The 24584-nt window shown below is 75.9% G+C and carries 16 protein-coding genes, 1 tRNA gene and 1 pseudogene; 7 read left to right on the plus strand and 11 right to left on the minus strand.

Annotation, left to right across the window (positions count from 1 at the left end; all coding sequences use genetic code 11):
* Nucleotides 1-49: 49 nt before the first annotated feature.
* From AS188_RS07250 to AS188_RS07275, 6 genes are read right to left on the minus strand one after another with little or no spacing between them, the layout of a single operon-like run.
* On the minus strand, nt 50-1651 hold the full coding sequence (locus AS188_RS07250; RefSeq protein WP_058858290.1) for a lipopolysaccharide biosynthesis protein: 1602 nt from the start codon (nt 1649-1651) through the stop codon (nt 50-52).
* Nucleotides 1648-2925 (minus strand): hypothetical protein, encoded by a 1278-nt coding sequence (locus AS188_RS07255; RefSeq protein ID WP_058858291.1) that lies wholly within the window; start codon nt 2923-2925, stop codon nt 1648-1650. The genes AS188_RS07250 and AS188_RS07255 overlap by 4 nt, the downstream gene beginning before the upstream one ends.
* A 7-nt stretch (nt 2926-2932) precedes the next feature.
* Nucleotides 2933-3916 carry a glycosyltransferase family 2 protein gene (locus AS188_RS07260; protein ID WP_083529308.1) on the minus strand — a complete coding sequence of 328 codons (984 nt, stop codon included), beginning with the start codon at nt 3914-3916 and terminating at the stop codon, nt 2933-2935.
* Nucleotides 3906-4745 (minus strand): CDP-alcohol phosphatidyltransferase family protein, encoded by an 840-nt coding sequence (locus AS188_RS07265; RefSeq protein WP_058858292.1) that lies wholly within the window; start codon nt 4743-4745, stop codon nt 3906-3908. Before AS188_RS07265 ends, AS188_RS07260 begins: the two co-directional genes overlap by 11 nt.
* The gene (locus AS188_RS07270; protein ID WP_058858293.1) at nt 4742-8827 is read right to left on the minus strand and encodes a fibrinogen-like YCDxxxxGGGW domain-containing protein; all 4086 of its coding nucleotides are present in this window, start codon (nt 8825-8827) and stop codon (nt 4742-4744) included. The genes AS188_RS07265 and AS188_RS07270 overlap by 4 nt, the downstream gene beginning before the upstream one ends.
* Nucleotides 8828-8855: 28 nt before the next feature.
* A complete protein-coding gene (locus AS188_RS07275; RefSeq protein WP_147050370.1) occupies nt 8856-9608 on the minus strand; it encodes a hypothetical protein in 753 nt (250 codons plus the stop codon).
* A 335-nt stretch (nt 9609-9943) separates the two neighbouring features.
* Here AS188_RS07275 and AS188_RS07280 point away from each other — a divergent pair, with 335 nt between their 5' ends.
* Together AS188_RS07280 and AS188_RS07285 are read left to right on the plus strand one after the other, a co-directional pair.
* Nucleotides 9944-11185 (plus strand): acyltransferase family protein, encoded by a 1242-nt coding sequence (locus AS188_RS07280; protein WP_169797989.1) that lies wholly within the window; start codon nt 9944-9946, stop codon nt 11183-11185.
* On the plus strand, nt 11182-11628 hold the full coding sequence (locus tag AS188_RS07285) for an FAD synthase family protein (protein ID WP_058858296.1): 447 nt from the start codon (nt 11182-11184) through the stop codon (nt 11626-11628). The genes AS188_RS07280 and AS188_RS07285 overlap by 4 nt, the downstream gene beginning before the upstream one ends.
* Before the next feature lie 4 nt (nt 11629-11632).
* Here AS188_RS07285 and AS188_RS07290 read toward each other — a convergent pair whose 3' ends face one another.
* Entirely contained in the window at nt 11633-13258 is a 1626-nt protein-coding gene (locus AS188_RS07290; protein ID WP_147050373.1) for a polymer-forming cytoskeletal protein, read from the minus strand.
* Nucleotides 13259-13527: 269 nt separating this feature from the next.
* Here AS188_RS07290 and AS188_RS07295 point away from each other — a divergent pair, with 269 nt between their 5' ends.
* The 3 genes from AS188_RS07295 (at nt 13528) to AS188_RS07305 (ending at nt 18231) form a co-directional block, all read left to right on the plus strand.
* Nucleotides 13528-14844: a ScyD/ScyE family protein gene (locus tag AS188_RS07295; protein WP_058858298.1), complete on the plus strand. Its 1317-nt coding sequence runs from the start codon at nt 13528-13530 to the stop codon at nt 14842-14844.
* A gap of 171 nt (nt 14845-15015) precedes the next feature.
* The gene (locus AS188_RS07300; RefSeq protein WP_157570916.1) at nt 15016-16062 is read left to right on the plus strand and encodes a hypothetical protein; all 1047 of its coding nucleotides are present in this window, start codon (nt 15016-15018) and stop codon (nt 16060-16062) included.
* A 132-nt stretch (nt 16063-16194) separates the two neighbouring features.
* Complete coding sequence (locus AS188_RS07305; RefSeq protein WP_083529310.1) at nt 16195-18231, plus strand: BCCT family transporter; 2037 nt, start codon at nt 16195-16197, stop codon at nt 18229-18231.
* 358 nt (nt 18232-18589) lie between these two features.
* Here the strand turns inward: AS188_RS07305 and AS188_RS17825 are convergent.
* The 4 genes and pseudogenes from AS188_RS17825 to AS188_RS07320 all read right to left on the minus strand — a co-directional run.
* Nucleotides 18590-18670: pseudogene (locus tag AS188_RS17825) on the minus strand (hypothetical protein); the annotation flags it as partial.
* A gap of 78 nt (nt 18671-18748) precedes the next feature.
* Nucleotides 18749-20026 (minus strand): aminoglycoside phosphotransferase/kinase family protein, encoded by a 1278-nt coding sequence (locus AS188_RS07310; protein WP_058858300.1) that lies wholly within the window; start codon nt 20024-20026, stop codon nt 18749-18751.
* Nucleotides 20023-20745, minus strand: coding sequence for a hypothetical protein (locus AS188_RS07315; protein WP_058858301.1), 723 nt, complete (start codon nt 20743-20745; stop codon nt 20023-20025). Before AS188_RS07315 ends, AS188_RS07310 begins: the two co-directional genes overlap by 4 nt.
* 211 nt (nt 20746-20956) lie before the next feature.
* Nucleotides 20957-22804 (minus strand): ABC-F family ATP-binding cassette domain-containing protein, encoded by a 1848-nt coding sequence (locus AS188_RS07320; protein ID WP_058858302.1) that lies wholly within the window; start codon nt 22802-22804, stop codon nt 20957-20959.
* A gap of 825 nt (nt 22805-23629) precedes the next feature.
* Between AS188_RS07320 and AS188_RS07325 the strand changes: the two genes are divergently transcribed.
* Both AS188_RS07325 and AS188_RS07330 read left to right on the plus strand, forming a co-directional pair.
* Nucleotides 23630-24397: a hypothetical protein gene (locus AS188_RS07325; protein ID WP_058858303.1), complete on the plus strand. Its 768-nt coding sequence runs from the start codon at nt 23630-23632 to the stop codon at nt 24395-24397.
* 62 nt (nt 24398-24459) lie between these two features.
* Nucleotides 24460-24532, plus strand: a tRNA-Gln gene (locus AS188_RS07330).
* Nucleotides 24533-24584 lie beyond the last annotated feature (52 nt).

Genomic DNA, 24584 nt, shown 5'->3' on the forward strand with positions numbered 1-24584 from the left:
GCGGCGTCCTGCTCCGATGTCGATCGCTTTGAATGTTACAGATGCAAACTCATCGGGACCACAGCGGGTCCTTCCCGGCCCGTGGTCTCTTCGGGCCACAGTCCGCCTCCGCCGTCCCCCGGACGGCGGAGGCGGAACCCACGGCGGGCGCCGTGGTGCCGGGGCTGACGGCGGGTGCCGTGGTGCCGGGGCGCTGCTGCGCGGCACGCCGGCGGGCGAGCAGCACCCCCGCCGCGGCGGCGAGCAGCAGGCCCAGCACCGCCCCGTGCACGAGCAGCCCCGGGATGCCCGGGCCCAGCAGGGCGCGCACGCCCAGGCCGGAGGCTCCGGTGGCCAGTGCGGCGGCCGCGGCGGTGGCGCCCACCACGGACCAGCGGGGCGAGATGCCCAGCAGCCGCACGGACTGGAACAGCGCGAGCCCGGTGTCGGTGAGCACCGAGGCGGCCCACGCCGTGGCCGCGCCGACGAGCCCCCACTGCGGGATCAGCCACAGGTTCAGGGCGACGGCCACGGCCAGCGCGGCGGACTTGTTCATCAGCTGCCACCGGCTGCGCCCGGCCATCAGCAGCAGCGACTGCACCCCGCCGGCCGAGACGGCCAGCAGCATCGCCGAGGCGATCACGACCATGGCGGGGTAGCCGGACCCGAAGCCCTCGCCGAAGACGGCGAGCACCCCGGGGCCGAAGAGCAGCAGCGTGAGGTAGAAGGGCCAGGCCCCGGCCACGAGCACCGCGGTGGTGCGGGTGAACACGGAGCGGGCCGTGGCGTGGTCGTCGACGGCCAGGGCGGCGCTGATGGAGGGGCCGGTGACGATGCGGGCGGTGTGGTCGAGCATGGCGCCGACGCGGATGCAGCGGTTGACCACCCCGTAGACCCCGGCCGCGGCCGGGCCCAGGAACGCGGCGACGAGCAGGACGTCGAGCCACTCGAGCAGCGCCTCGACCACCGCGGTGACCCCGCGGGCCGAGGAGAAGGACCAGAACGCCCGGCGCTGCCGGTCCGGCGGCGGCGGGGGAGCGGCTCCCGGCGCGCGGTCCAGTCCGCGCAGCAGCCGGCGCAGCAGGAGCAGGGCCGCCACGGCCACGGCCGCGACCGGGACGCTCCACGCGGCGGTGAGGGCCAGCAGCCCGCCGCCGGCGGCGACGACGGCGGCGACCGCCGCGACGCGCAGCGAGGGCAGGGCCACGTTCTGCAGGAAGGAGAAGGTCGGCACCCGGTGCAGCCCCCGCAGCGTCCCGAAGGCGAGGTTGAGCAGGGCGCCCAGCACGAGGAAGGGCGCGGCCAGCAGCACGGCCGGGCCGACCTCGGCGGGCAGCACTCCGGGCAGCAGCGCCAGCAGCACCGCGGTGGCGGCGACCCCGGCCGCGAGCAGCAGCACGGGCCGGGCGGCGATCCGCAGCACGGCGGCCACCCCGTCACCCTGCCCGCGGGCGGTGAGCGCCGGCAGCGAGCGCACCAGCCCGGTGTCGGCGCCGAAGGTGGACACGGTCGTGGCGATGGCCAGGACGGCGACCACCTGGAAGAACTGCCCGGCCGCGGCTGCGCCGGCGGCGTTGGAGACCACCAGGGTGGCCCCGAAGGCCAGGCCCGCCCCGGTGACGACGAACGCGAAGGTCAGCGACCCGCTGCGCGCCAGGCCGGGCCCGCTCACAGCCCCTCCCCGTACCGGCGCGAGCGCAGCAGCACGGCCAGGCTCAGGCTGATGAGGATGAACTGCACGGCGTCCAGGCCGTAGAAGGTGAAGAACACGCACGCGGCCACGGGCACGGCGTGGATCAGGATCCCCGTGGTGGTGCGCGCCCGCAGGGTCGCGAGGGTCGTCCCGTGCAGGTAGGTCATGAACAGCCCGAGGCCCACGAGCCCGTAGCAGAACATCAGGGTCCAGACGTAGCCCTGGGTGCCCATCTCGATGCCGACCGTCTCGTCGTAGACCGGAGCCCCGTAGCCCAGCAGCGGGGCCTTGAGGGTCGCCAGGAAGGTGTCGCGGTAGAGGTCGGAGCGGGTTCCGGTGCTGTCGCTGTACTCCTGGCGGCCCAGGATCCGCTCGACCGCCCCGCTGGCCACGAGCCACGCGCCCACGGCCGCCACCGCCCCGCCGCCGGCCAGGGCGATGCCCACGCGCCCGCGCAGGACCATGCGGACCAGCACGTAGCCCAGGGCCAGGCCGAGGGCCAGGAACATGCCGCGGTTGGTCGTGGCCACGGCCGGGGCCAGGGAGGCCAGCAGCCCGGCGACGATCAGCAGGTGCCGAGCGCGGAAGCGGACGGTGGTCAGGTGGGCGAGCACGAGCGGGGTGAGGATCACGAACCCGGAGCCCCACCCGTTGGTGTACGGGAACGGGGCGGCGGGTCGGTTGTAGGCCTCGGGCGCGCCCCAGGGCAGCTGGACCTCGGCCAGGGGCGGGAAGAAGTAGTTCTGCACCAGGGCGTTGGAGGTGATCCCCTGGGGCAGCAGCAGCCCCACCGGGGTGGTCAGCCGGGCCTCGGGGATCACGAACGTCAGCAGCCCGAGGCCCACGAGCGTGGCCCAGGCGACGACGGCGGCCCGCAGGAACCGCCGGTGGTCGAGGCTCTGCCGGGCGTTCCAGTAGTAGACGACGTAGACGAGCGCGGCGGCGAGGTTGATCCAGCGCAGGGCGAACCCGGCCCAGGAGCCCACGCTGTCGATCTGCACGGAGCTGGCGAGCATCCACAGCAGGAACGCGCCGAGCACCCACGCCGGCCAGGGCACCCGGACCTCGCGCCGCTGCAGGAGCAGCAGCAGGAGCATCACCACGGCCAGCACCGTGGGGGCGAACTGCAGGGCGCCCGAGGCCCAGAACAGGGGCAGGCCCCAGAACAGGGACAGCAGCGGCCAGGCGGGGAGGACCCCGGTGCCCCGGCGCACCGGGGCCGGGGCCACCACCGTGGGGGTCGGCGCGGTCACGGCCGTCTCACAGCCCTCGGCCGAAGAAGGACACGGCGTTCTGCAGCCGCTCCGCGCCGATCAGCCCGGTCGCCACGACGAGCGCGCCCCAGGCCCGCAGCTGCGTGGCGTCGTGCTGCAGCGCGGCGCGCGCCCAGCGCACGGCCTGCCGGCGCTGCCCGGAGGCGGCGTGGGCGAAGGCCACCTGCCCGGCGAGCAGGGCGGTGCCGCGGTCGCTGGTCTCGAACTCGGGGAACTTGCGCAGCATGTAGTCCAGGGCCGCGGCGATGTCCGCCCACTTCTCGCGGAAGAACGAGGGCCGGTCCCAGCGCACGGTCAGCACGGTCTCGGGCACGGAGTGCACCGGGGCGTGGCGGGCCAGGCGCAGCAGCAGGTCGTAGTCCTCGCCGTAGGAGGCCGGCAGCGCCTCGTCGACGGTGCCCACGGGCCCGAGCAGGTCGGCGCGGCGGCAGATCAGCGCGGAGGGGTGGATCTCCATCATCCGGTCGGCCAGCAGCTCCGGGAAGGTGGCCACCGGCTGGGGCGTGCGCGAGATCTCCCGGTCGTGGGAGACGATGCGGATCGTGCCGGCGATCGCGGAGGCCTCCGGGTGCAGGGTCCAGTGCGCGACCTGGCGGGTGAGCTTGCGCGGGGCCCACACGTCGTCGTCGTCGCAGAAGGCGATGATCTCGCCGGTGGCGGCCGCGATGCCGGTGTTGCGCGCCCCGGCCAGGCCGGGGGTGCGGGTGTTGGGCACGGTCAGCAGCTCGACGCCCGCGGGGACGGCGACGTCGGCCAGCGCGTCGACGTCGATCCGGTCGAAGACCACCACGACCTGCAGCGGGCCGGCGTAGTCCTGCGCGACGATCGCGCGCACGGCCTCGCGCAGCATCTTCGGCCGCCCGGCGGTGGCGATGAGCACGGAGACCGAGGGCTGGTCGGAGCCGAAGCCGGCCGCGGTGCGGGGCGCGGTGGTGGGTGCGGAGGCGGGGGCGATCAGGTCAGCGGACATGGCGGGTGCTCCTGTCGGTGAGGGGGACGACGACGGCGCCGTCGTCCGCGGTGGTGCCGGTGGCCGGGCGGGCCGGCCGGGTGGTCAGGCCCAGGTACTTGCGCCGCATCGACACCGCGCTGATCGCCGCGAGGGCGGCCAGCAGCAGCGCGTAGGCGGGGGTGAACAGGGCGGGGACGCCCCACAGGAGGAAGATCCAGCAGGTCACCCCGGCGTCGGTGGGCAGGTTGAGGAAGGACCGCAGGGTCCCGCCGGCCGGCGGGCCGGCCAGGCCGTCCTTGCGGCGCAGCTGCTCGGCGAGGATCTGGCTCATGAACTGGCCGACCTCCACGAGCACGAACGCCGCGGCGAGCACGGCCAGGGCCGCGGCGGGGAAGGGGCCGGGCCGCGGGTGCAGCAGCGCCGCGGCGGCCACGGCCAGGTGGATGCCCGGGGTCCGGACCGCGTCCACGACGTGGTCCAGCCACTCCCCGGCGGGCGAGCCGGTGCCGGTGAGCCGGGCGACCTGCCCGTCGGCCGAGTCCAGGACGTAGCCGGCCGCGAGGAGCACGGCGACGACGACGCCGGTGGCCGGCGCGACCGGTGCCGCCACGAGCACGACCAGCCCGGCGGCCGAGAGGGCCGCGCTGAGGGCGGTCACGCCGTTGGGCGTCAGCCCCGCCGCGGCGGCCTCGGCCGCCGCGTACCGGGCCAGCGGGCGGTTGACCCACCGGGTGTAGGCCGGGACCCCCTGGCCGGGCTTCTGCGCGGCGCGCAGCCCGGCCAGGGCCTCCGGGAAGGTGGGCCGGCGCCGCGCGGCGCCGGTGCTGGTCTCGGGCGCGGTGCTCATGCCGCGTCCTCCGGCCGGGGCGTGAGCTCGAGGTCGAAGCTCGCGTCCGGGGTGGAGCGGTAGTCCACGTGGACGCTGACGGTGATCACGTTGACCCCGGGCTTCAGCGCCGAGACCGGGACCACGGCGGTCACCGGGTCGGCCAGCGCGGCGGTGGTCCGCGGGGCGCTCAGCGCGTACTTCGTCCAGTCCAGCTCGCCCTCCGGCATGTTGGCCCGGGTGATCTCCTTGCCGTTGACCTTCACGACGATCCCGTCGTCGGCCCGGGTGGTGAGCAGCAGCTCGCCCAGGGCGGCGGGGTCGGCGACCGTGAACTCCTTGCGGAACTGGGTGGCCAGCGGCCGGCGGCCGTCGGTGGTCAGCTCCGTGGCCACCGGGGTGCCCCAGCCGAACGGGGCCCGGCCGCTGGCCCAGTCGAGCACCGTGCCGGCCTGCTCCCAGTCCTGCTCCGGGGCGGAGTCGGCGTGGCGGTAGGACCACTCGGCCCCGCGGGCGATCACGTCCGGGACCTCGGCGGGCGCCTCGGGCTGGGCGCCCTCGACGACCTCGGCGCGCAGGTCGAAGCTCGCGTCCGTGGTGTTGGTCCAGTTGGAGTGCATCTCGGCGGCGATGACGTTGCCCCCGTCGCGCAGCATCCACCCGGGCACCTCGACCCGGACCGGCTCGGCCACCGCCGTGGCGGTCCGGCGCGGTGCGGTCGCGTAGGTGCCGGAGGCCAGGACCCCGTCGGGCAGGTTCGAGCGCACGACCTCCTCGCCGTTGACGTAGACCGCCACGCCGTCGTCCGCGCGGGTGGTGAGCACGAGCTTCTCCACCGTCGAGGCGTCGGCGACCTCGACGTCCTTGCGGAAGTACGTGGTCAGCGGGCGGGTGCCGTCGGCCACGAGCGTGGTGCCCAGCTGCTCCGAGCCCCAGCCCAGCACGGCCGAGCCCTGCTTCCACGCCGCGTCGTCGAAGTCCGGGGCGGCCCAGTCGCGGGCCGGCGGGTTCGCGCGGTCGTGGTGGTAGCGCCAGTCCGAGCCCTCGGCCACGAGCGCGTCCGGGTCGGCGGGCTGCTCCGGCTCCTCGACCGGGTCCGCGGGGTCCGCCGGCTCCTCGACGGGCTCCTGCGGGTCCTCGGGCGCGGGCTGGTCGGCCGGGGCCTGGGGCTGGGTGCCGGCCGCGGCCTCGACCCGGAGGTCGAAGCTGGTGTCGGTGGTGTTCGTCCAGCTGGAGTGCATCTGGGCGGCGACCACGTTCTTGCCGGTGCGCAGCATCCACGCGGGCACCTCGACCTCGACCGGCTCGGCCACGGCGGTGGCGGTCCGGCGGGCGGACAGGGCCCAGGGGTGGTCCTCGAGGGAGCCGTCGGTCACGTTGTCGCGCAGCACCTCGTGGCCGTTGACCCACACCACCACGCCGTCGTCGGCGCGGGTGGTGAGCTTGAGCGTCGCGACCTTCGAGGCGTCGGCGACGTCGACGGTGCGGCGGAACTGGGTCACGATCGGGCGGGTGCCGTCGGCCACGAGGGTGGTGCGGACCTGGTCGGAGCCCCAGCCGAGCACGGCCGAGCCCTTCTTCCAGGCGGCGTCGTCGAAGCCGGGCTCGCGCCAGCCCTCGCCGGGGGCGACCTCCTTGTTGTGGTGGTAGCGCCACTCGGAGCCGGCGGCCACGAGCGTGCTGCCGGCGGCCGGCGGCTGCTCGACGGGCTCCTCCGGGGCGTCCCCGGCGGTGACCACCGGGGTCGAGGCGGAGCGGTTGTCGGCGGCGTCGGCGGCGCGCACGGCGTAGCGGGCGCCGTCGAGGTGGGCCACCTTCGCGGTGGTGCCGGTGACGGTGGCGACCGGGCGGTCGTTGCGCAGCACCTGGTAGCGGACCCCGGCCTCGGGCGAGGCGGTCCACGTCAGGGTGTCCTCCGCGGTGCCCGTGGCGACCTTGAGGTCCGACGGCGCAGCCGGGGCGGCGGCGTCGCGCGGGGCGAAGCGCAGGAACCCGCCGGCCCACTGGGCCGAGCCGGTGCGGGAGACGGCGCGGTTGATGTCGCCGCCGACCCACAGCACCCCGCGGCTGTCCACGAGGGTGGCCCACACGCCCCAGCCGCCGAAGCCCTTCAGCTCGGGGTTGAAGTCCGGCAGGTAGGTGCCGCTGGCGGCGTCCCACGCGCCGACCGCGTTGATGCGGTCGGCCACGGTCACGGGCTGGGTGTTGCCACCCTTCTTGATCCACTTGTCGGCCCCGGCGTTGAACCAGTGGAAGCAGTGGCAGGCGCCGAAGACGGTGCTGTCGGTCGAGGTGATGGCCTGCATGTCCCCGCCCAGGGAGGTGATGCCCCAGGAGGTGCGCTGGAACGTGGAGCGGTCGTAGCCGAACATCGAGTGCTCGGCGCCGCCGGCCCACACGGTCCCGCCCTGCTCGCGCACGGCGAGCTGGAAGGCGGTCTGGCCGGGGTCGGCGTAGTCCACGGCCACGGAGGGCTCCCAGTTCCAGGTCTCCAGCGGGGCGCCGGCGGTGGTGCGCACGGCGGCCAGGCGGAACGCCGAGGCGCCCTGGGACTGGTTGAAGTACCCGGCCGCGTAGAGGCGGTCGCCCTTCGGGGAGGCGTCGAGGCTCGCCACGGTGCCGTTGAACTCGGGGTTCCAGGAGGCGTCCGGGGTCCTCGTGGAGATCTTCACGCGGGCGCCGCTGCGGGCGTAGACCCGCCCGGTGGCGTCCCCGCCGGAGAGGTGGGTGAAGGCCCCGCCGAGGTAGAGCCAGTCGCCCTCGACGTCGAGGGTGCGCACCTGCAGCACGCCGTTGGTGAGCAGGTTCTCGACCTTGAGGTTCCAGGAGCCGTCCACCTGCCCGGTGGCCGCGTCGAGGACCACGAAGCCGGGGGTGCGCACCCCGTTGACGGTGCTGAAGCGCCCGCCCACGGCGAGCTTGCCGCCGGGCAGCTCGGTGAGGGCCTTGACCTGGCCGTCGAAGACGGGGCGGAAGCCGGTGCGCAGTTCGCCGGTGGCCACGTCGAAGGCCGCCAGGTAGGACTGGGCGACGCGGCCGGTGCCGGTCGAGCTCTTCTGCATGGCCTTGAAGTTGCCGCCGGCGAAGACGGTCGAGCCGATCTGCTCGAGGGCCTGGACCTCGGTGTTCATCTCGCCGTCCTGCCCGTCGGCGCGCTCCACGGCGCCCCAGGTGGTCGGCTCGGCGCCGCTGTTGGGCAGCGCCCGCTGGGCCGCGGCCGGGGTTCCGGCCGCGGGGATCGCCTTGCCCTCGAAGGCCTGCTGCGTGACCTTGGGCCGCACGTACATCTGGGTGAAGGGGATCGCGCCCTTGCCGCCGGCGGCCGGGGTCCAGTGGTAGGTGGTCGAGGTGTTGCTGCCGGTGATCTCGTCGCCGTAGCGGAAGCCGCGCTGCCAGCTGGTCTCGGTCACGTCCTGGAAGCGGACCCGGGCGGTGCCGTTGTTGGTGCCGAAGTCGTTGGTGGTCCCTGAGGTCCCGGAGGCCACGCCCGTGCCGTAGACGAGCGAGAAGGAGGTCACCGGGGTGCGGGAGCCGAAGGTCCAGTTCCAGTGGGGCTTGGCGGAGATCTTCATCCGGCCCTCCTGCCACGTGCTGCCCTGGGCGTCGCGGGCCCGGCGCAGCCGGATCCCGTCCTCGAGCTGGTCGGGGCGCTGGCCGTTGAGCAGGGCGTCCACGGTCTTCGAGGGCAGCTGCTTGGGCGCGAACGCGGCCGGGCCGGTCACGGTGGAGGAGACCTCGGCGGGCGTGCCGACGCCCTCGTAGTACTCCTTCCAGTCGTTGCGGCCGCGGCCCACGAGGACCCAGCCGCCGCCGTCGGTGACCTGGTCGCAGTAGAACTGGCCGGGCTCGGACATCTGCGGGGTCACGAGCCAGTAGACCCCGGACTTCGAGGCCGGGTCCTTCTGCTTGATCTCCCAGCAGGAGGCGGCGGCGCTCGCGGAGGTCTTCCCGTCGACCGGCGCCGGCGCGGGCTCGGCCGCGGTGACGGGGGCGAACGGGAGCAGGGTCGCGGTCATGGCCGTGACGGTGGCCAGGACGAGGGGCAGGCGCCGTCGGCCGGCGCGGCGGCGCCGGTGCGGGGCCGCGGAAGAGTTGCTGTGCATGGTCGGTTTCCTCACCGGGCTCGGGGTCTCAGCAGGTCGGGTCGTCGGGGAAGCCGTGCTGGACGACCTGCCACGACTGGCCCGGTTGGCGGAAGAGGTCGTAGTTGTGCAGGGCCCGGCGGTCCTTCTCGGGTCCGCGCACCACGGCGCCGTCCCGGTCGACCACGGTCACCGCGGAGGAGTCCAGGCACACGGTCACGCGCACGGCCTCCCCGTCGGGGCCCTCCTCGGGGGCGGGCAGCGGGGCGGTGACGGGCTCGCCGACGACGACGGGCGTGCCCTGCTGCTCCCACCCCTGGTGCTCGAACTCGGCGAGGGTCGCGAGGATCTCCTGCAGCGCCGGTCCGCGGGCGCTCTCCTGTGCGGCGGCGACGGCCTCGGGGTCCAGCTCGGCGGCGGCCTCGGCGGCGACCGCCGCGTCCTGGCCGGTCTGCTGGGCCGAGTCGGCGCCTGCGCCCTCGGGCTCGGCCGCGGCGCCGCCGGCCGGCGGGTCGGAGGGCGTGAAGGCCTCCTGCGCCTCGAGGGCGGCCGCGACGGCCTCGACCTCGGGGGCGTCGGCGGCCACGGGCGCGGACGACTCCAGCTCGGGGGCGGGCACGTCGACCGGGGTGGTGGCCACCCCGGCGGTGTCGGCCTCGAACGCCTCCATGGCGCCGGGCTCCTCGGCGCCGGCGCCGCAGGCGGTGAGCGCGGCGGCCAGGACGGCTGCCGTCAGCAGCCCCTGGGCGGCACGGGTCCTCGGCCCTCGGACTGGTCTCGAGCAGGACGGATCGCAGCTCATCGGTTCAGCTCCCCCCGGATCTGTGTCCCCGGGACCCCCTCGGCCCCGGCGGTGATCGCGGCGAGGCCCCGGAATTCGGGTGGGGCCCCGCGGTCCCCGGACGCCCCCGCGCCCAGTTCATCGGATCGCATGAAGCCTAACCCCGGCCGTTCACCATCGGGAACGCGGGTGGTGTCCCCTCTTGTGACCTCCGTTATTGAATGCAAATAGATGCGACTGCGTCGTACAGTGAGGCGATCAACGGGGTGCCCCGCCGCTGCGGGGACCCCACGGGGGAGATCGGGCCGGGGCACGCTCGGGGGAGCGGCCGGCCCGGGGAACACGGGGGAGGCGCTGTGCCAGCGCAGTCAGTCGTGCCGCGCGCACGGGCCGGGAAGGCCCTGCCGCTGCGGCAGTTCGCGCACCTGGACGCGCTGCGGGCCGGGGCGGTGATGCTCGTCGTCCTGGGCCACGCCGGCCTGGACGTCGTGCCGGGCGGCAGCGGGGTGACGATCTTCTTCGTCATCTCCGGGTTCATCATCACGCACCTGGTGCTCAAGGAGCACCGGCGCACCGGGGGCTTCGACATCGGCGGGTTCTACCGCCGCCGGGCCCTGAAGCTGCTGCCCCCGCTGCTCGTGGGGCTCGTGGTGCCCACCGCCCTCTACGCATGGCTCGTGCGCCCCGTGAGCCTGCCCGACGTGCTGGGCCAGGTGTTCTTCTTCTTCAACTGGCGCTACACCGACTCGGCCGTCGACGTCCTGCCGGGCTCGATCGTGGTCTGGAGCCTGTCCATCGAGGAGCAGTTCTACGTGGGCTTCGCCCTGGTGTGGCTGCTGCTCGTGGGCCGCGCCCGCCCCGCGCTCGCGCTGGGGGTGCTGGCTGCGGCCGCCGCCGCGGCCTCTGCCGCGGCCCGGCTGGTCCTGCACCTGGGCGGGGCGAGCGCGGACCGGATCTACTTCGGCACCGACACCCGCCTGGAGGCCATCGCGATCGGGGTGCTCGCCGCGGTGTGGCACCACCGGCTCACCCGCGACCCGGCCGGGCCCGGTCTGCCGGGCTGGTGGGGCCGGGACGCGGTGGTGGTCGCCGCCCTGGGCCTGTACCTGCTCTCGCTCGGGATCCGCGAGGAGCTCTTCCGCGAGACGCTGCGCTACTCGCTGCAGGCGGTGGCCGCGTGCCTGGTCGTGCTCTGGGGCCTGCGCGGGCCCGCCGGCCCGCTCGGGCGGGCCGTGCTGGGGCTCATGCGCCTGCGCCCCGTGCAGGTGATCGGGCTGGCCAGCTACAGCATCTACCTGCTGCACCTCGTCGTCTCCCGGGGGCTGACGGCGCTGGTGGGGGAGCTGCCCGGACCCGGCGGGGTGGCCGTGCACGTGGTGCTCGGCACCGGCGCCGGCCTCGCCTGCTGGTGGTTCGTCGAGGAGCCCGTCCAGCGCTGGAGCCGCCGCCGCCGCCGCGAGGCCGCCGCCACACCCGCTCCCGGACCGGGCTCCGTCCCGGGGGCGGCCGCACCGACCACGGCCCCGGCTGCTGCGCCGGGGACCGCACCGACGCCCGCGGGGACCCCCGCGGGCCCGATCCTGGGGGGAACCAGATGACCATCGACCAGCACGGGCCGCGGGTGGGCTATGCCGCCGGCGCCTTCGACCTCTTCCACGTGGGGCACCTGAACATCCTGCGGCAGGCCCGGCAGCACTGCGATCACCTGATCGCCGGGGTCGTCTCCGATGAGCTGCTCGAGATCACCAAGGGCCACCGCCCGGTGGTGGGCCTGGCCGAGCGGATGGAGATCGTCGAGCACATCCGCTACGTGGACCAGGTCCACGCCGAGGTGCTGCTGGACAAGCTCGACACGTGGCGCCAGCTGCGCTTCGACGTCTTCTTCAAGGGCGACGACTGGAAGGGCACCCCGAAGGGGGACCTCCTCGAGCGGGAGTTCGCCGCGGTCGGGGTGGAGGTCGTCTACTTCCCCTACACCCGGCAGACCTCCTCCACGAAGCTGCGGGCGGCCCTCGACGTGCTGACCCTCCCGGCGGCCTGATCCGTCACCGGGGACGGTCTGGCCCGGTGCGCGGGCCGGAACCTGCTCCGCGGTCCGGACCGTCCGCGGGCCCCGTCCCGGGCGGCCGGCCGCTTCCGGCGTCCCGGCCGGAGGCGGCGCCCGCCCAGGGCACCGGCGTGCCGTCCCCGGAGCGCCGGGGACGGTCCCCCGGGGCCGGGGCGCCGTGTCCCGGCCCCACGGGCGCGCCCGCCGGGGCCCACGTGCCGCGGTCCGGGGGGCCGCCGGGCCCGCCGCGGGCCCGGCGCGCCCGCCGGGAGCGCAGCGCGCCCCAGGCCGCCACGAGCAGCGCACCGGTGCCGAACAGGGCCACGGCCAGGGCCAGCAGCGGTCCCAGGACCGGCACGGCGCGCAGGAGGGCGTAGGCGAGCAGGCCCAGCGCCAGGGCCGCGGCCCGGCGGCCGAAGGACGCGGCGGCCGGGGTGCGCAGCACCGCACCGCCGGCCGCGAGGGCGACCACGACCGGGGCGAGCAGGCTCAGCGCGAGCACCAGTGCCAGGACCAGCACCAGGTCGGCCACCACCGCGGTGGTCACGACCGCCGCCGCGAGACCGCCCAGGGTCGCCCAGCCCAGCAGCACCGCGAGCAGGACCGCCGCGACGAGGAGCACGCCCGCCGCCAGGGCCGCCCCGGCCGCGCCGAGCACGCCCCAGCCCAGGCTCAGCCACGGGTGCGCGCGCAGCGCCCCGGCCGCGGCCCCGGCGGCCCGGGGCGCGAGCCACAGCACGAGCAGCCCGACGAGCAGCAGCGTCACCAGCCGCCGCAGCGCGAGCAGCACCACCGCGAGCGGGCCCGCCGGGGCCGCGTCCTCCGGCGCCGGGGCGCCGACCTGCCGGAAGTCGACCGTCCCGGCGACCTCGGCCCCCGGGGCGAGCTCGGCCTCCCGGGCGCCCTCGTAGGAGAGGTCCCCGCCCACGCGCGCCGTCTCGCGCAGGCTCAGCCCGGAGGGCACGGCCGGCAGCGCGACGTCGGTCCCCGGCACCCACGGGGTCGCGGGGGCGGGGCTCTCCGCCGTGCTCACCGAGGCGCGCACGTCCCCGCCGACCGTCCCGGCCAGGGCCAGGGCCTCGACGCCGGCGGTCACGGAGCCCTCGACCGTCCCGGCCAGCTCGCCCTGGTAGGCGGCCAGCAGCACGTCCCCGCCCACCTCGGAGCCGCGCTCGGTCTGCAGGCTGTAGCCGGCCACCGCGAGCCCGTCGCCGATCCGGGCGCCCTCGCGCACCACCAGCGCCTGGCCGGCGAGCCGGACGTCGTCGCCCACCGTGCCCTCGACGACCACCGTGCGCGCGGCCGCGAGGACGTCGCCCTCCACCGTGCCGGTGACGGTCACGGTGCCGGCGGCCACGACCAGGTCCCCGCGCACGGTCCCCTCGACCACGACCTCCCCGCCGACCGCGTAGAGGTCCTCCCCGACGACCTCGCCGGCGCCGACCACGAGGCGCTCGCCCTCGCGCAGCTCGGCGGCCCCGGCCCCGGGCAGGGTCAGCAGCGCCCCGGCCACCACGAAGCCCAGGGCCAGCACCAGCACCACCACCGCCCGCAGCACCCGGCGCGCCGGGCGCTGCGCTCCCGTCGTCGTTCCCGTCCTCGTCCGTGCCTGCGTGCGGGCCATGGTGGTTCCTCCTCCGGCGCGGGACCGCGCTCCCGCTCCGAGTGCACGCCGGGTCCGCGGGCGAGTCAAGGGTGGGCCCCGGGAACACGCCGCCGGGCCCGTCCCGGGCCGCGGGCGGGGCGCTCCCGTGACCGCCGCCGCCCGGCAACCGACGAGTAGGTCGCGAGCCGGTCACGGTTGGTCCCCGCCCGGGTGGGGCCCGGGCCCCCGGGCGTAGCCTGGGCCCGTCGCGCGGCGGGCGCGCGGCAGGGGTGGCGGAGGTGGGGGCCATGAGAAGACTGGGGACGGGCGCGCTGGCGGCCGCGGTGGTGCTGTCGGCGGCGCTGCCGCCGGCCGTCGCGCACGGGCGCGGGGAGGCCCCGGGCCACCGCGTCGTCGTGGACGGCCTGGACAACCCGCGGCAGCTGGACTGGACGAACGACGGGGCGGACCTGCTGGTCGCCGAGGCCGGGCGCGGGGGCCCGGAGTGCTCGCCGGACGGGGCCTGCGCGGGACCCAGCGGGGCGGTGACGCTCGTGGAGCGCCCGGGCAGCCGGTCGCCGGAGGTCTCGACCCCCGTCGAGGGGCTGCTGAGCATCGCCACCGCCCCGGGCGGCGTCGCGGCCGTGGGCGTCAACGGCGTGGACACCACCGACGTGCCCGGCCAGTACCTCGTGGCCGGCTACGACGCGGCCGGCCCGCCCATGGCCAACGGGTCGCTGCTCGTGGCGGTGCAGGAGGCCTCGGACGTCACCTCCGTGCTGGCGTGGGCGGACCTGCAGGCCGCGGAGGAGGAGCTCAACCCGGACGGGGCGCAGGTCCACTCCAATCCCTACGCCGTGCTCTACGTCGACGAGGACCCCGGGGGCGCCCCCGACGGCTACGCCCTCGTGGCCGACGCCGGGGCGAACACCGTGTGGAAGGTGGTCCCGGACCTCTCCACGCAGACCGAGGAGCAGGCCCCCGAGCACGAGATCACCGCGTGGGCGACCTGGCCCACGACCGCCCTGCCCGACGGCACCGACGACCCCGCGGGGCCGGCGGAGTTCGTGCCCACGTCCCTGACCTCCGACGGCGACGGCAACGTCTACGTCGGCGGCCTCGGCTCCGAGCGGCCGGGGGCGGCCTCGGTCGTGAAGTTCGACGCCGACGGCACCGAGCTCGACCGCTGGGACGGCTTCACCGCCGTCACCGGCGTGGCCGTGGACGGCGAGCACCTCTACGTCTCCGAGCTGTTCGGCCCGACCCCGCCGGCGCTCGGCGGGGAGCCCGGCGCCGAGGAGAGCGCCGCCGGGTCCGCGGACGGCTCCGAGGAGGCCGCGGACCCCGGCGCGGAGGAGCCCGCGCAGGTCCCCGGCCGGGTGGTCGTGCTGCACACCGGCGACCCGGAGGCCACGCGCTGGGGGGTCGACGTCCCGCTGCCGGCGGACCTGGCCACCGACGGCCGCCGCGTCTACGCCTCGGTCAACAGCCTCGCCCCGGCCGAGGGCATCCCGGCCGGGCCGCAGAACCCGTTCGGGGCCGTCGGCGGCGGCGCGGTCTGGGCCCTGGACTTCTCGCAGGCCCGGCGGGTCGAGCCCGTGGAGGCGGCCGGCCCGGGACGGTGACGGGCCCCGGCGGCTAGGGTGAGGGGCGCCGGCCGGTCCGCGGCCGGCGCCCCGCCGCGGGCTCCCGAGCCGACCAGGAGGCAACGCGATGACCGTCCGGGCCGTGACCGCCGACCCCCGCCGCCCCGCATGAGCCACCGGTCGGGCCCGGACGCGCGCACGGTCGGGATCATGGCCGACCCCGGACTGCCCGAGAAGGTCGCCCGCTCGGTGGTCCGCGGCCTCGAGGAGGACCTGCGCCGGGGCGGGGACGGGCACCCCGGCGGCTGGGCGGTGGAGGTCAGCCGGGAGACGCTCCCGCTGACCGGCGAGGGCACCATCCCCCTGTTCGACCACGCCCCGCGGCTGCTCGAGGAGCACGGCTGGGACGTCGTGGTCTACCTGACCGACCTCCCGCGCGTGCACGAGGACGAGCCGCTGCTGCTCGAGGTGGACCTCGAGCAGCGGGCCGCCCTCGTGTGCCTGCCCGCGATGGGCGCCGACCTCTTCCGCCGCAAGATGCGCCGGCTCACGGACGTGCTCGTGGACGCCGTCGCCGCCGCGGACGCCCGGCGGCCCACCGAGGCCGAGCTGCGCCGGGCCCTGGGCCGCCGCACCGTGCGGCGCGCGGGCCCCGGGGACGGCGACGACGTCGTGCGCGCCGTGCTGCCCGGGGCGCTGAACCGGCTGCGGCTGCTGGCCGGGATGGTCCACAGCAACCGGCCCGGGCGCCTCGTGCGGGCCCTGTCCAGCTGCGTGGCCGCCGCCACGGCCACCGGCGCCTTCGGCATCTTCTACGCCTCCATCTGGAACCTCTCCGACGGCCTGTCCCCGCTGCGCCTGCTGGGCATCAGTGCCATGGTGGTCGCCGCGCTGAGCACGTGGCTGATCGTGCACAACGGCCTGTGGAACCGCCTGCACGGCTCCTCCCGGCCCTGGCGGGAGGGCCTGGACAACGCCTCCACCGTGCTGACCGTGGGCCTGAGCGTGGCCCTGATGTACCTGCTCCTGTGGGCGGTGCTGTTCGTGATCGCGCTCGCGGTCGTGGACGCCGACTACCTCGCCGGGCAGCTCGGGCACGGGATCGACCTCTTCGACTACGGCCACCTCACCTGGCTGGCCGCCTCGCTGGGGACGATGGCCGGGGCGCTGGGCTCGAACTTCGACGGCGACGAGGCCATCCGGGAGGCGACCTACAGCAAGCGCGAGCACCAGCGCCGCCTGCTCGCCGACGGCTGACCGGGCCCGGCCGGGCACCCTGCCACGGGCCGGCGGCGCGCGCACCCCTCCGGGCCGGAATGCGCATCGGGGGGCGTCTCGGTCACACTGGGTGGTCTGTGCCACTTCCTGTTCCCGATCCCGAGGAGTTCCGTGACACCGCCCGAGAACGAGCACGAGAGCACCGCACGCCCCGGCGAGGACGGCCGCCGGCCCGCCCCGGCCGGCGGCGCGAGCCCCGCCGCGCCCGCGCACCGGCACCGGCTGCAGGAGCGCGTGCGCGCCGGCCGGCGCTTCATCCGCGAGGTCTCCTACCCCCACGACATCCACCCCGCGCTCGTGCCCGGCGTCTCGATCGAGGACCAGCGGGTGCGCTACGGGCTGGACCGCCCGATCCTGCTCAGCGTCGGCACGGCGGTCATCGCCTTCGTGGTCTGGGGGGTCCTGCGGCCGCAGGCCGTCCTGGAGCTCTCCTCCGCGGCCCTGACCTGGGTGACGCAGAACCTGGGCTGGCTGTTCACCTCCCTGGCCGCGGGCCTCGCGGTGCTCCTGCTCGTGCTCGCGCTCTCCCGCTACGGGAAGATCCCCCTGGGCCTGGACGGCGAGAAGCCGGAGTACTCCACGGCCTCCTGGGCGGCCATGCTCTTCGCGGCCGGCATCGGGATCGGGATCATCTTCTTCGGCCCGTTCGAGCCGATGACCTACTACCTCAGCCCCCGGCCGGGCACCGTGGATCCCGCCACCGACGAGGCCGTCACCGCCGCCATGGCCCAGGCCGCCCTGCACTGGGGCGTGAACGCGTGGGCGATCTACGCGGTCGTGGGCCTGGCCGTCGGCTACGTCTCCTTCCGGCGCGGGCGGGTGCCCCTGATGAGCTCCATCCTCACCCCGCTGTTCCCCGGGATGACGAGCAAGAGCGCCGGCGCCCGTCTCATCGACGGCCTGGCCATCGTGGCCACCCTGTTCGGCACCGCCGCGAGCCTGGGCATCGGCGCCATGCAGATCGCCCGCGGCACGGAGATCGTCACCGGCCTGGGCCCCACCGGCAACGCCACGGCCATCGGCATCATCGCGGTCCTGACCGTCGCCACGATCGTCTCGGCGGTCTCCGGCGTGGGCCGCGGCATCCGCATGCTCTCCAACGTCAACATGGTGCTCTCGGTGGGCCTGGCCCTGTTCTTCTTCGTCGTCGGCCCCACCGCGTTCCTGCTCAACGTCATCCCCGGCGTGCTGCTGGAGTACGTCGGGACCCTGCCGGACGCCCTGGCCGCGAACATGTCCGAAGGCGAGGCCATGCAGTCCTTCCTGTCCTCGTGGACCATCTTCTACTGGGCCTGGTGGGTGAGCTGGGCGCCGTTCGTGGGCATCTTCGTCGCCAAGATCTCCCGCGGGCGCACCATCCGCCAGTTCGTGCTCGGCGTGCTGTTCATCCCCTCCACGATCATCGTGCTCGCCTTCACCGTGCTCGGGGGCACCGCGATCTGGCTCCAGCGCGAGACCGGCGCCGTGGCCCCCGACGGCACGACGGCGTCCCTGCCCTCGCCCGAGGAGATCTTCTTCGTGGTCCTGGACATGCTCCCGGGCGCGCAGCTCGTGGCGCCGCTGGTGATCGTCGTGCTGGGGATCTTCTTCGTCACCACCGCGGACTCGGCCTCGCTGGTCAACTCCCAGCTCTCCCAGGGCGGGCGCCCGGACCCCCGCCGGCGCGTCACCGCGTTCTGGGCCGTGTGCATGGCCGGGATCGCCGTGGTCATGCTGCTCACCGGCGGCGCGAGCGCGCTGCAGGGCCTGCAGAACCTCATCGTCGTCACCGCCCTGCCGTTCTCGGTGATCATCGTGCTCATGTGCTTCGCCCTGTACAAGGAGCTGCGCAACGACCCGCAGGCGATCCGCCACCGGTTCGAGCGCTCCGCCGTGGAGAAGGCCGTGCGCTACGGCGTGACCGAGCACGGGGACAACTTCGCCCTGGCGGTGACCCCCACCGAGGCCACCAGCGAGTACGCCACCGGCCACGGCTTCGACTCCACGGCCGACGAGGTCACCGGCTGGTACGTCCGCCGCGACGAGGAGGGCAACCCCGTGGCCTACGACTACGGGACGGGGGAGTACCTCGACGACGCCGCCGGACCCGAGCCGGCCCCCGCCCCGGAGGAGGCGGCGCAGCCGGCGGCGGCGCGCCGCGACCCCTGACCGTGGTGCCCTGACTCGGGCGCCCCGGCCCGGGGACCCCGATCCGGGTGCACGGCACCGGTCGCCAGGTCCTGCGGGGCGGCCCGGGGACCGCGGCAGTCGTCCGGGCCGACGCGGGCGGGCGACCGTGCGGTCCTCCGCGGACAGGCGGCCGCCCCGGACCCGCCGGGGGACGGGCGGGTTCCGGGGCGGCCGCGCCGCAGCGCCGGGGGTCGTGAGCGGCTGCGGTGCGAGGACCCGGGGTGGTCCTCGCGGATCACGCTACGCCGCGCTGCGCGAACCGGCTACGGCTGGGGCATCACCGATCAGCCACGGATCGGCAACGCCGCGCTGGGTGCGACCTGGGCGTCCGCCCAGGTCAGGGCGGGTGCGCCCGCTCCGCGGCACGGTGCCGCCGGCCGAGGGTCCCGGCGGTTCCCGCGCCGGCGAGGCCCGCGGCGGCGGCACCCGGCGCGGCCGGTGCCGCCTGGCAGCCGGTTCCTCAGCCGGACTGCCGCGTCCCGGACCGGGTCCGGGCTCAGCCGGCGCGGGCCAGGAACTGCTCGGCGAGCTCGAGCCGGCGCAGGGCCCGGTCGGGCGGGCCGCCGGTGCGCCGGGCCCCGGCCACGAGGGAGAGCACGACGCCGGCGGCGCGCACCCGCAGCGCCGCCGGGTCGACGACCGCGTCGAAGCCCGCGAGGAACCGCTCCGCCGCGGCGGGGGCGTGCCGGTAGCGCCGGTCGACCGTCGGCAGCACGGCGAGGTGGGCCACGAAGCACCCGAGGTCGTCCGCGCGCCGGCCGGGACCTGCGGCGTCGACGTCGAGCAGGCCCGTCACGGGGCCGAACGGGCCCCGGACGGCCGGGTCCACGAGCAGGTTCGCCTCGTAGAGGTCCCCGTGGGTGGGCACGAGCGGGCCGGGGCCGGTGGTCCGGCGGGCGGCGTCGACGGCGTGCGCCAGGTCCCGGACGCGGGCGGCCTCCTCGGGCAGGGCCACCGCCGCGGCACGGCCGTGGTCGAGGACCCGGTCGGTCCAGGACGGGCGCGCGGGCAGCTCGAGGACCGCCGGGGGCAGCGCCCCGAGCAGCGCGAGCACGTGCTCCGGGGCCAGGGCGGCCGCGCCGTCGGCCCGCACCGCGGCCGCCAGGGGCGTGCCGGCCAGGGCGTGCAGCACCACGACGTCGTCCACCGGCTCCCCGTCCGGGGCGGGCACGGGCAGCCCGGCGTCGCGCAGCAGCCGGTGCCGGCCGTGCAGGGCCGCCGCCCGGCCTCGGCGCAGGACCTTCAGGAACCGCACGTCGCCCTCGTGCACGGCCCGCAGCACCGCCCGGCGGGTGGGCCGGTAGGACTGCGGCACCAGGGCCGCGGGCACCGTCGAGCCGAAGACCTCCCGCCCGACCGCCTCCGGGGACGAGGCCAGGGGCAGGCCGGGCAGCCACGGGTCGTGCGGCAGCCACCACGTGATCAGCCCGAGGTCGTCGTGGTCGGCGCGCCGCACGGTCGCCGGCCACGGCGTCGGCGGCGCGGCGGTGCTCAGGCACAGCGTGCCGCCCGGCCGGCCGGCGCGGGCCGCGACGTCCACGACCGCGGTGACGCTCGCCCCGGGGCGGTGGTGCACCCGCCGCAGGGTCCAGCGGGCCGGGTCGGCGCCGGCGGGCTCCCCGGCGGGCCCGGAGTGCTCCCCGCCGCGCCCGGCGTCGTCGTCGTTGCCGCTGTCGTGGCCGCGGAGCACGCCGGCGACGAGCGCGTCCAGGCCGGGACCCGTGAAGAGCGCGACGGCCGCGGCCTCGGCGTCCGGGGACCCCGGCCCCCTCACCGGGCGATCCAGCCGTCCACCAGCGTGAAGGAGATGGTGGAGGCGGTCAGCGGGCCCGGCTGGTCGGCGGTGCCCGCGGAGAGGGAGTACCGGCCGTCCGGCAGATCGCGGACCACGGTCACCGGCAGGTGGTCGGTGTTCAGCCGCACCGGGACGGCCCCCTGGTGCAGGGACCAGTGCACCCTGTCGGCCCGGTCCGCGGGCACGACGACGCGCACCGCCCCCGGCCCGGCCTGCCACAGCCCGACCTCCTGGCCGCGGGGGGAGGAGATCTGCTCGACGTCGACCAGCCGACCGTCCTCGACCACGGCGAGCGCCCGGCCGATGCCCAGGATCGTCCAGGTGGCCGTGTCCGTGTCCAGGTAGCGCAGGTCGTGGACGCCGTCGCCCTCGACCCGGACCGTGGTCGAGGTCCCGGAGGTCTGCACGGTCGCGTTCCCGCCGCCGGGCAGGGAGCGGCCCAGCTCCTGCTTCGACGCGGGGCCCAGGCCGTCCGGGTGGGTGACCAGCAGCGACCCGTCGGCTGCCTGGGTCACCCCCAGGGGCAGGTCCACCGCCTCGACGACCACCACGCCCTCGGGCGCGGGCGGGGCGGCGGGGGCAGCCGGTGCCGGGGCCGGCGGCGCGGGAGCGCCGGCGAGGACGGGGGCCCCGAGCGGGGCGGCCACGAGGACGGCGGCGCTGAGGGCCGAGAGCACGGAGCGGGAGCGGGGGACCACGGTTGCCTCCTCACCGGGCCCCGGGGGAGGACCGGCAGACGTCGGTCCCTCCATGGTGGACCCGCGTTCGCGGAAGGGAAGACACGATCCGGTCACGAATGCGGCGCCCCCGGGGCCGGGGAAGTGCTCGACGACCCGGCCCGCGGCGTCCTCTCCGGCATCCACCACGCTCCGCCCGGGCCCGCGACGGCCGGCGCGGGCGGCCGTCCGCCTACTGGCCCAGGTCCTCGGAGAGCTCCAGCCAGCGCAGCTCCAGCTCCTCGATCTCCGCCTCGACCTCCCGCAGCCGTGCGGTGATCGCCGCGAGCCCCTCGTAGTCGGACTGGTCGTGGGCCGCGAGCTCGGCGTGGATCTGCTCGACCCGGCCGGTGAGCTTCTCCAGCTTGCGCTCGGTCGCCCCGACCTCCTTCTGCGCCGCACGGGCCCGGGCGCCGGTCAGCTTCGGCGCCACCGCCGTCGTCGTCCCCCCGCCCCCGGCGGCCGGACCGGTCGCGGCCAGCGGGTTCGAGGCGGAGGAGGCGCCCGCCGCGGTGCCGGTGCGCGAGCGCGCGGCGAGGTCCAGGTACTGGTCCACACCGCCGGGCAGGTGCCGGAAGCGGCCGTCGATCACCGCGTACTGCTGGTCCGTGACGCGCTCCAGGAGGTACCGGTCGTGGGAGACCACGAGCAGCGTCCCGGGCCAGGTGTCGAGCAGGTCCTCCATGGCCGCGAGCATGTCGGTGTCCAGGTCGTTGGAGGGCTCGTCGAGGATCAGCACGTTCGGCTCGTCCAGCAGGATCAGCAGCAGCTGCAGCCGCCGCTTCTGCCCGCCCGAGAGGTCCTTCACGGGCGTGGCGAGCTGCTCGTTCGTGAAGCCCAGCCGCTCGAGCAGCTGGCCCGGCGTCATCTCCTTGCCGTCGGCCAGGTAGGTCGTGCGCTTGGAGGCCACCACGTCCGAGACCCGGTCCTCCGCGACGTCCTCCAGCTCCGAGAGCTGCTGGGTGAGCACGGCGATCTTCACCGTCTTCCCGCGCTTGACCCGCCCGCTCGTGGGCTGCACGGCACCCGTGACCAGGCCCAGCAGCGTGGACTTGCCCGCGCCGTTGACCCCCAGGATGCCGGTGCGCTCGCCCGGGGCGATCAGCCACGTGACGTCGTGGAGGACCTCGCGGGTCCCGCCGTCCTCGGTCGGGTAGGACACCGAGACGTTCTCCAGGTCCACGACGTCCTTGCCCAGCCGCGTCACCGCCAGCTGCGACAGCGCCACGGAGTCGCGCGGCGGCGGGACGTCGTCGATGAGCTGGTTGGCCGCCTCGATCCGGAACTTCGGCTTCGACGTGCGCGCCGGCGCGCCCCGGCGCAGCCACGCCAGCTCCTTCTTCATGAGGTTCTGCCGCTTGGACTCGGCCACCGCCGCCTGCCGGTCGCGCTCGACCCGCTGCAGCACGTACGCCGCGTAGCCGCCCTCGAAGGGCTCCACGATCCGGTCGTGGACCTCCCACGTGTCGGTGCACACCGCGTCCAGGAACCAGCGGTCGTGGGTGACCACCGCCAGCCCCCCCTGGGTGCGCGGCCACCGGTTGTTCAGGTGCCGGGCCAGCCAGGTGATGCCGTCGACGTCCAGGTGGTTGGTCGGCTCGTCGAGGAAGATCACGTCCCAGTCCCCGGCCAGCAGCGCCGCCAGCGCCACCCGCCGCTTCTGCCCGCCCGAGAGCTCGCCGACCTTCGCGTCCCAGTCCAGGTCCTTGACCAGCCCGCCGATGACGTCGCGCACCTTCGCGTCGCCCGCCCACTCGTGCTCCGGCCGGTCCCCGACGACGGCGTGCCCCACCGTCTGCTCCGGGTCCAGCACGTCGGCCTGGTCGAGCATGCCCACCCGCACCCCGGAGCGCACGGTCACGCGGCCCCCGTCCGGCTCGAGCCGGCCGGCCAGCAGCTTCATGAGCGTGGACTTGCCGTCGCCGTTGCGGCCCACGATGCCGATCCGGTCGCCCTCGTCGATGCCGAGGCTCACGCCGTCGAAGACCGTCTTCGTGGGGAATTCCAGGTGCAGGTTCTCGCCGCCGAGTAGATGTGCCACCCGTCAAGGGTACTCGCGCCCCGCTCGTCCCGGCCCGGCCCGGCCATGCCAGGCTCGCCCCGGCCCGGCTCGCCCATGCCCGGCGCCCCCTTGCTCACCTCCGCCCCGCTTGGCCCATCCCTGCTCGCCTCTGCCGAGTTCCCGCCACGCCGCCGCTTTTGCCGCCGAGTCCCTATGCGGCTGGCGCTTCTGCCGCCGAGTCCCCTCGATCACGGCATTTCCCCCGTTGCTCTATGGGGGAGATGCCGTGACAAGGGGGATTCGGTGACAAGCAAGAGGGTGCGCTGTGGATGCGCTGCGGTCCGGTCGTCGACGGTCAGACGGACCGACCTCTCCAGGTGTGCCAACGAAGGAACGGGCTGATCGGCGGTTCCTGCAGCACGAAACTCCCTGACAGCCTCATTCCCGCCTCGACTCCCCAAGCGCGCGACCCATCCACGCCGAGTCCCCTCGATCGCGGCATTTCCCCCGTTGCCCGATGGGGGAAATGCCGCGATCGAGGGGACTCGGCGAGCCGAGCGTGACTCGGTTGGGGACTCGGCGGGGGAGGGTGTCGGCGTGGTGGGGAGTCGGCTGGCGTACTGGGGGCTCGGCGAAGTGGATGCGGGTGGGGTGGGGGCTCGGCGGCGTGGGGTGCCGGTCGAGTGGGGAGTCGACGCGAGGGGTTCCGATGGGGTGGGGGAGTCGGCGGGGCCGGAGGGGGACTGCCGGAGGGGGCGAGAGGGCGCACCAGGGGCGCGGGAGCGCGCAAGAGGGGACGGCCCCGGGGGTGTGCCATCGGGAATCTCTCAGCGGGGACTCAATCGACCGTGGGAGAATCACGGCATGCAGGACAACCCCAGCGACCGGACCCGACCGTCCCGGCAGCAGCGCGCCCACGGCGTGAGCCTGGACGGCGTGCACGAGCTCGCCGCCGCCGTCGAGGCCGTGCGGGAGCACCCCGGCCCGGTGGAGCTGCCGGTGGGACCGGACCAGCTCGCCGGCCGCCACCTCGGAGCCCTGCCCCGCCGCCAGATGGGGGAGGCGCTCCGGGAGGCCGGCGCGGACCCGCTGCTGGTGCGCGCGACCGTCTCGCTGGACGACGACATCCCGGACGAGGGCGTCATCGCCGTCCTGGACGACCACCTGAGCCTCGCGGCGGGCCTGGGCGCCCGCTTCCTGGTGGTCCCGCGGGCCGGGGTGGACAACCGGGGCCGCAGCGAGGAGCGCGTGTACTCGATGCTGGCGGCCCTGGCCGAGGCGGCCTCCGCCCACGGCGTGCACCTGCTCCTGGAGACCGAGGGCGCCACCGAGGACGAGCTGGACCTGCTGGGCGCGCTGGAGCGGGCCCGGGAGGAGGGCGTGCTCGACGTCGACGACCGCTACGTGGCCTCGGTGGCCTGGAACGTCGGCGGATCCACCGGCGCGGGCGAGGACCTGGCCGCGGCGTTCCAGCGGATGCGCCCCCTCCTGGACCGGGCGCCGCTGGTGCTGCGGGGCCTGGATGAGGCGACCCTGGAGGCGCTGTTCGCGGCCGTCCCGGACCTCGAGGAGGCCGCCGCGCAGCGCCGCGTGCTGGTGCTCCTGGACGGCCCCGGCCCGGCGGCCGGCTGAACCGCCGGTGGTAGGGTGGGCGACTGTGCACAGCGTGCACCACTGCCGTTCCACGGCGGTGCTCCGCCTTGGTGTAACTGGCAGCACCCCGGCCTTTGGAGCCGCGGAGTCTAGGTTCGAACCCTAGAGGCGGAACGTCCGCGTCCCGTCCGAGGAGCGGACCCCGTGTCGGACCGGCGCACCGCGC

The sequence above is a fragment of the Kocuria flava genome (assembly GCF_001482365.1).
Taxonomy (GTDB): Bacteria; Actinomycetota; Actinomycetes; order Actinomycetales; family Micrococcaceae; genus Kocuria; species Kocuria flava.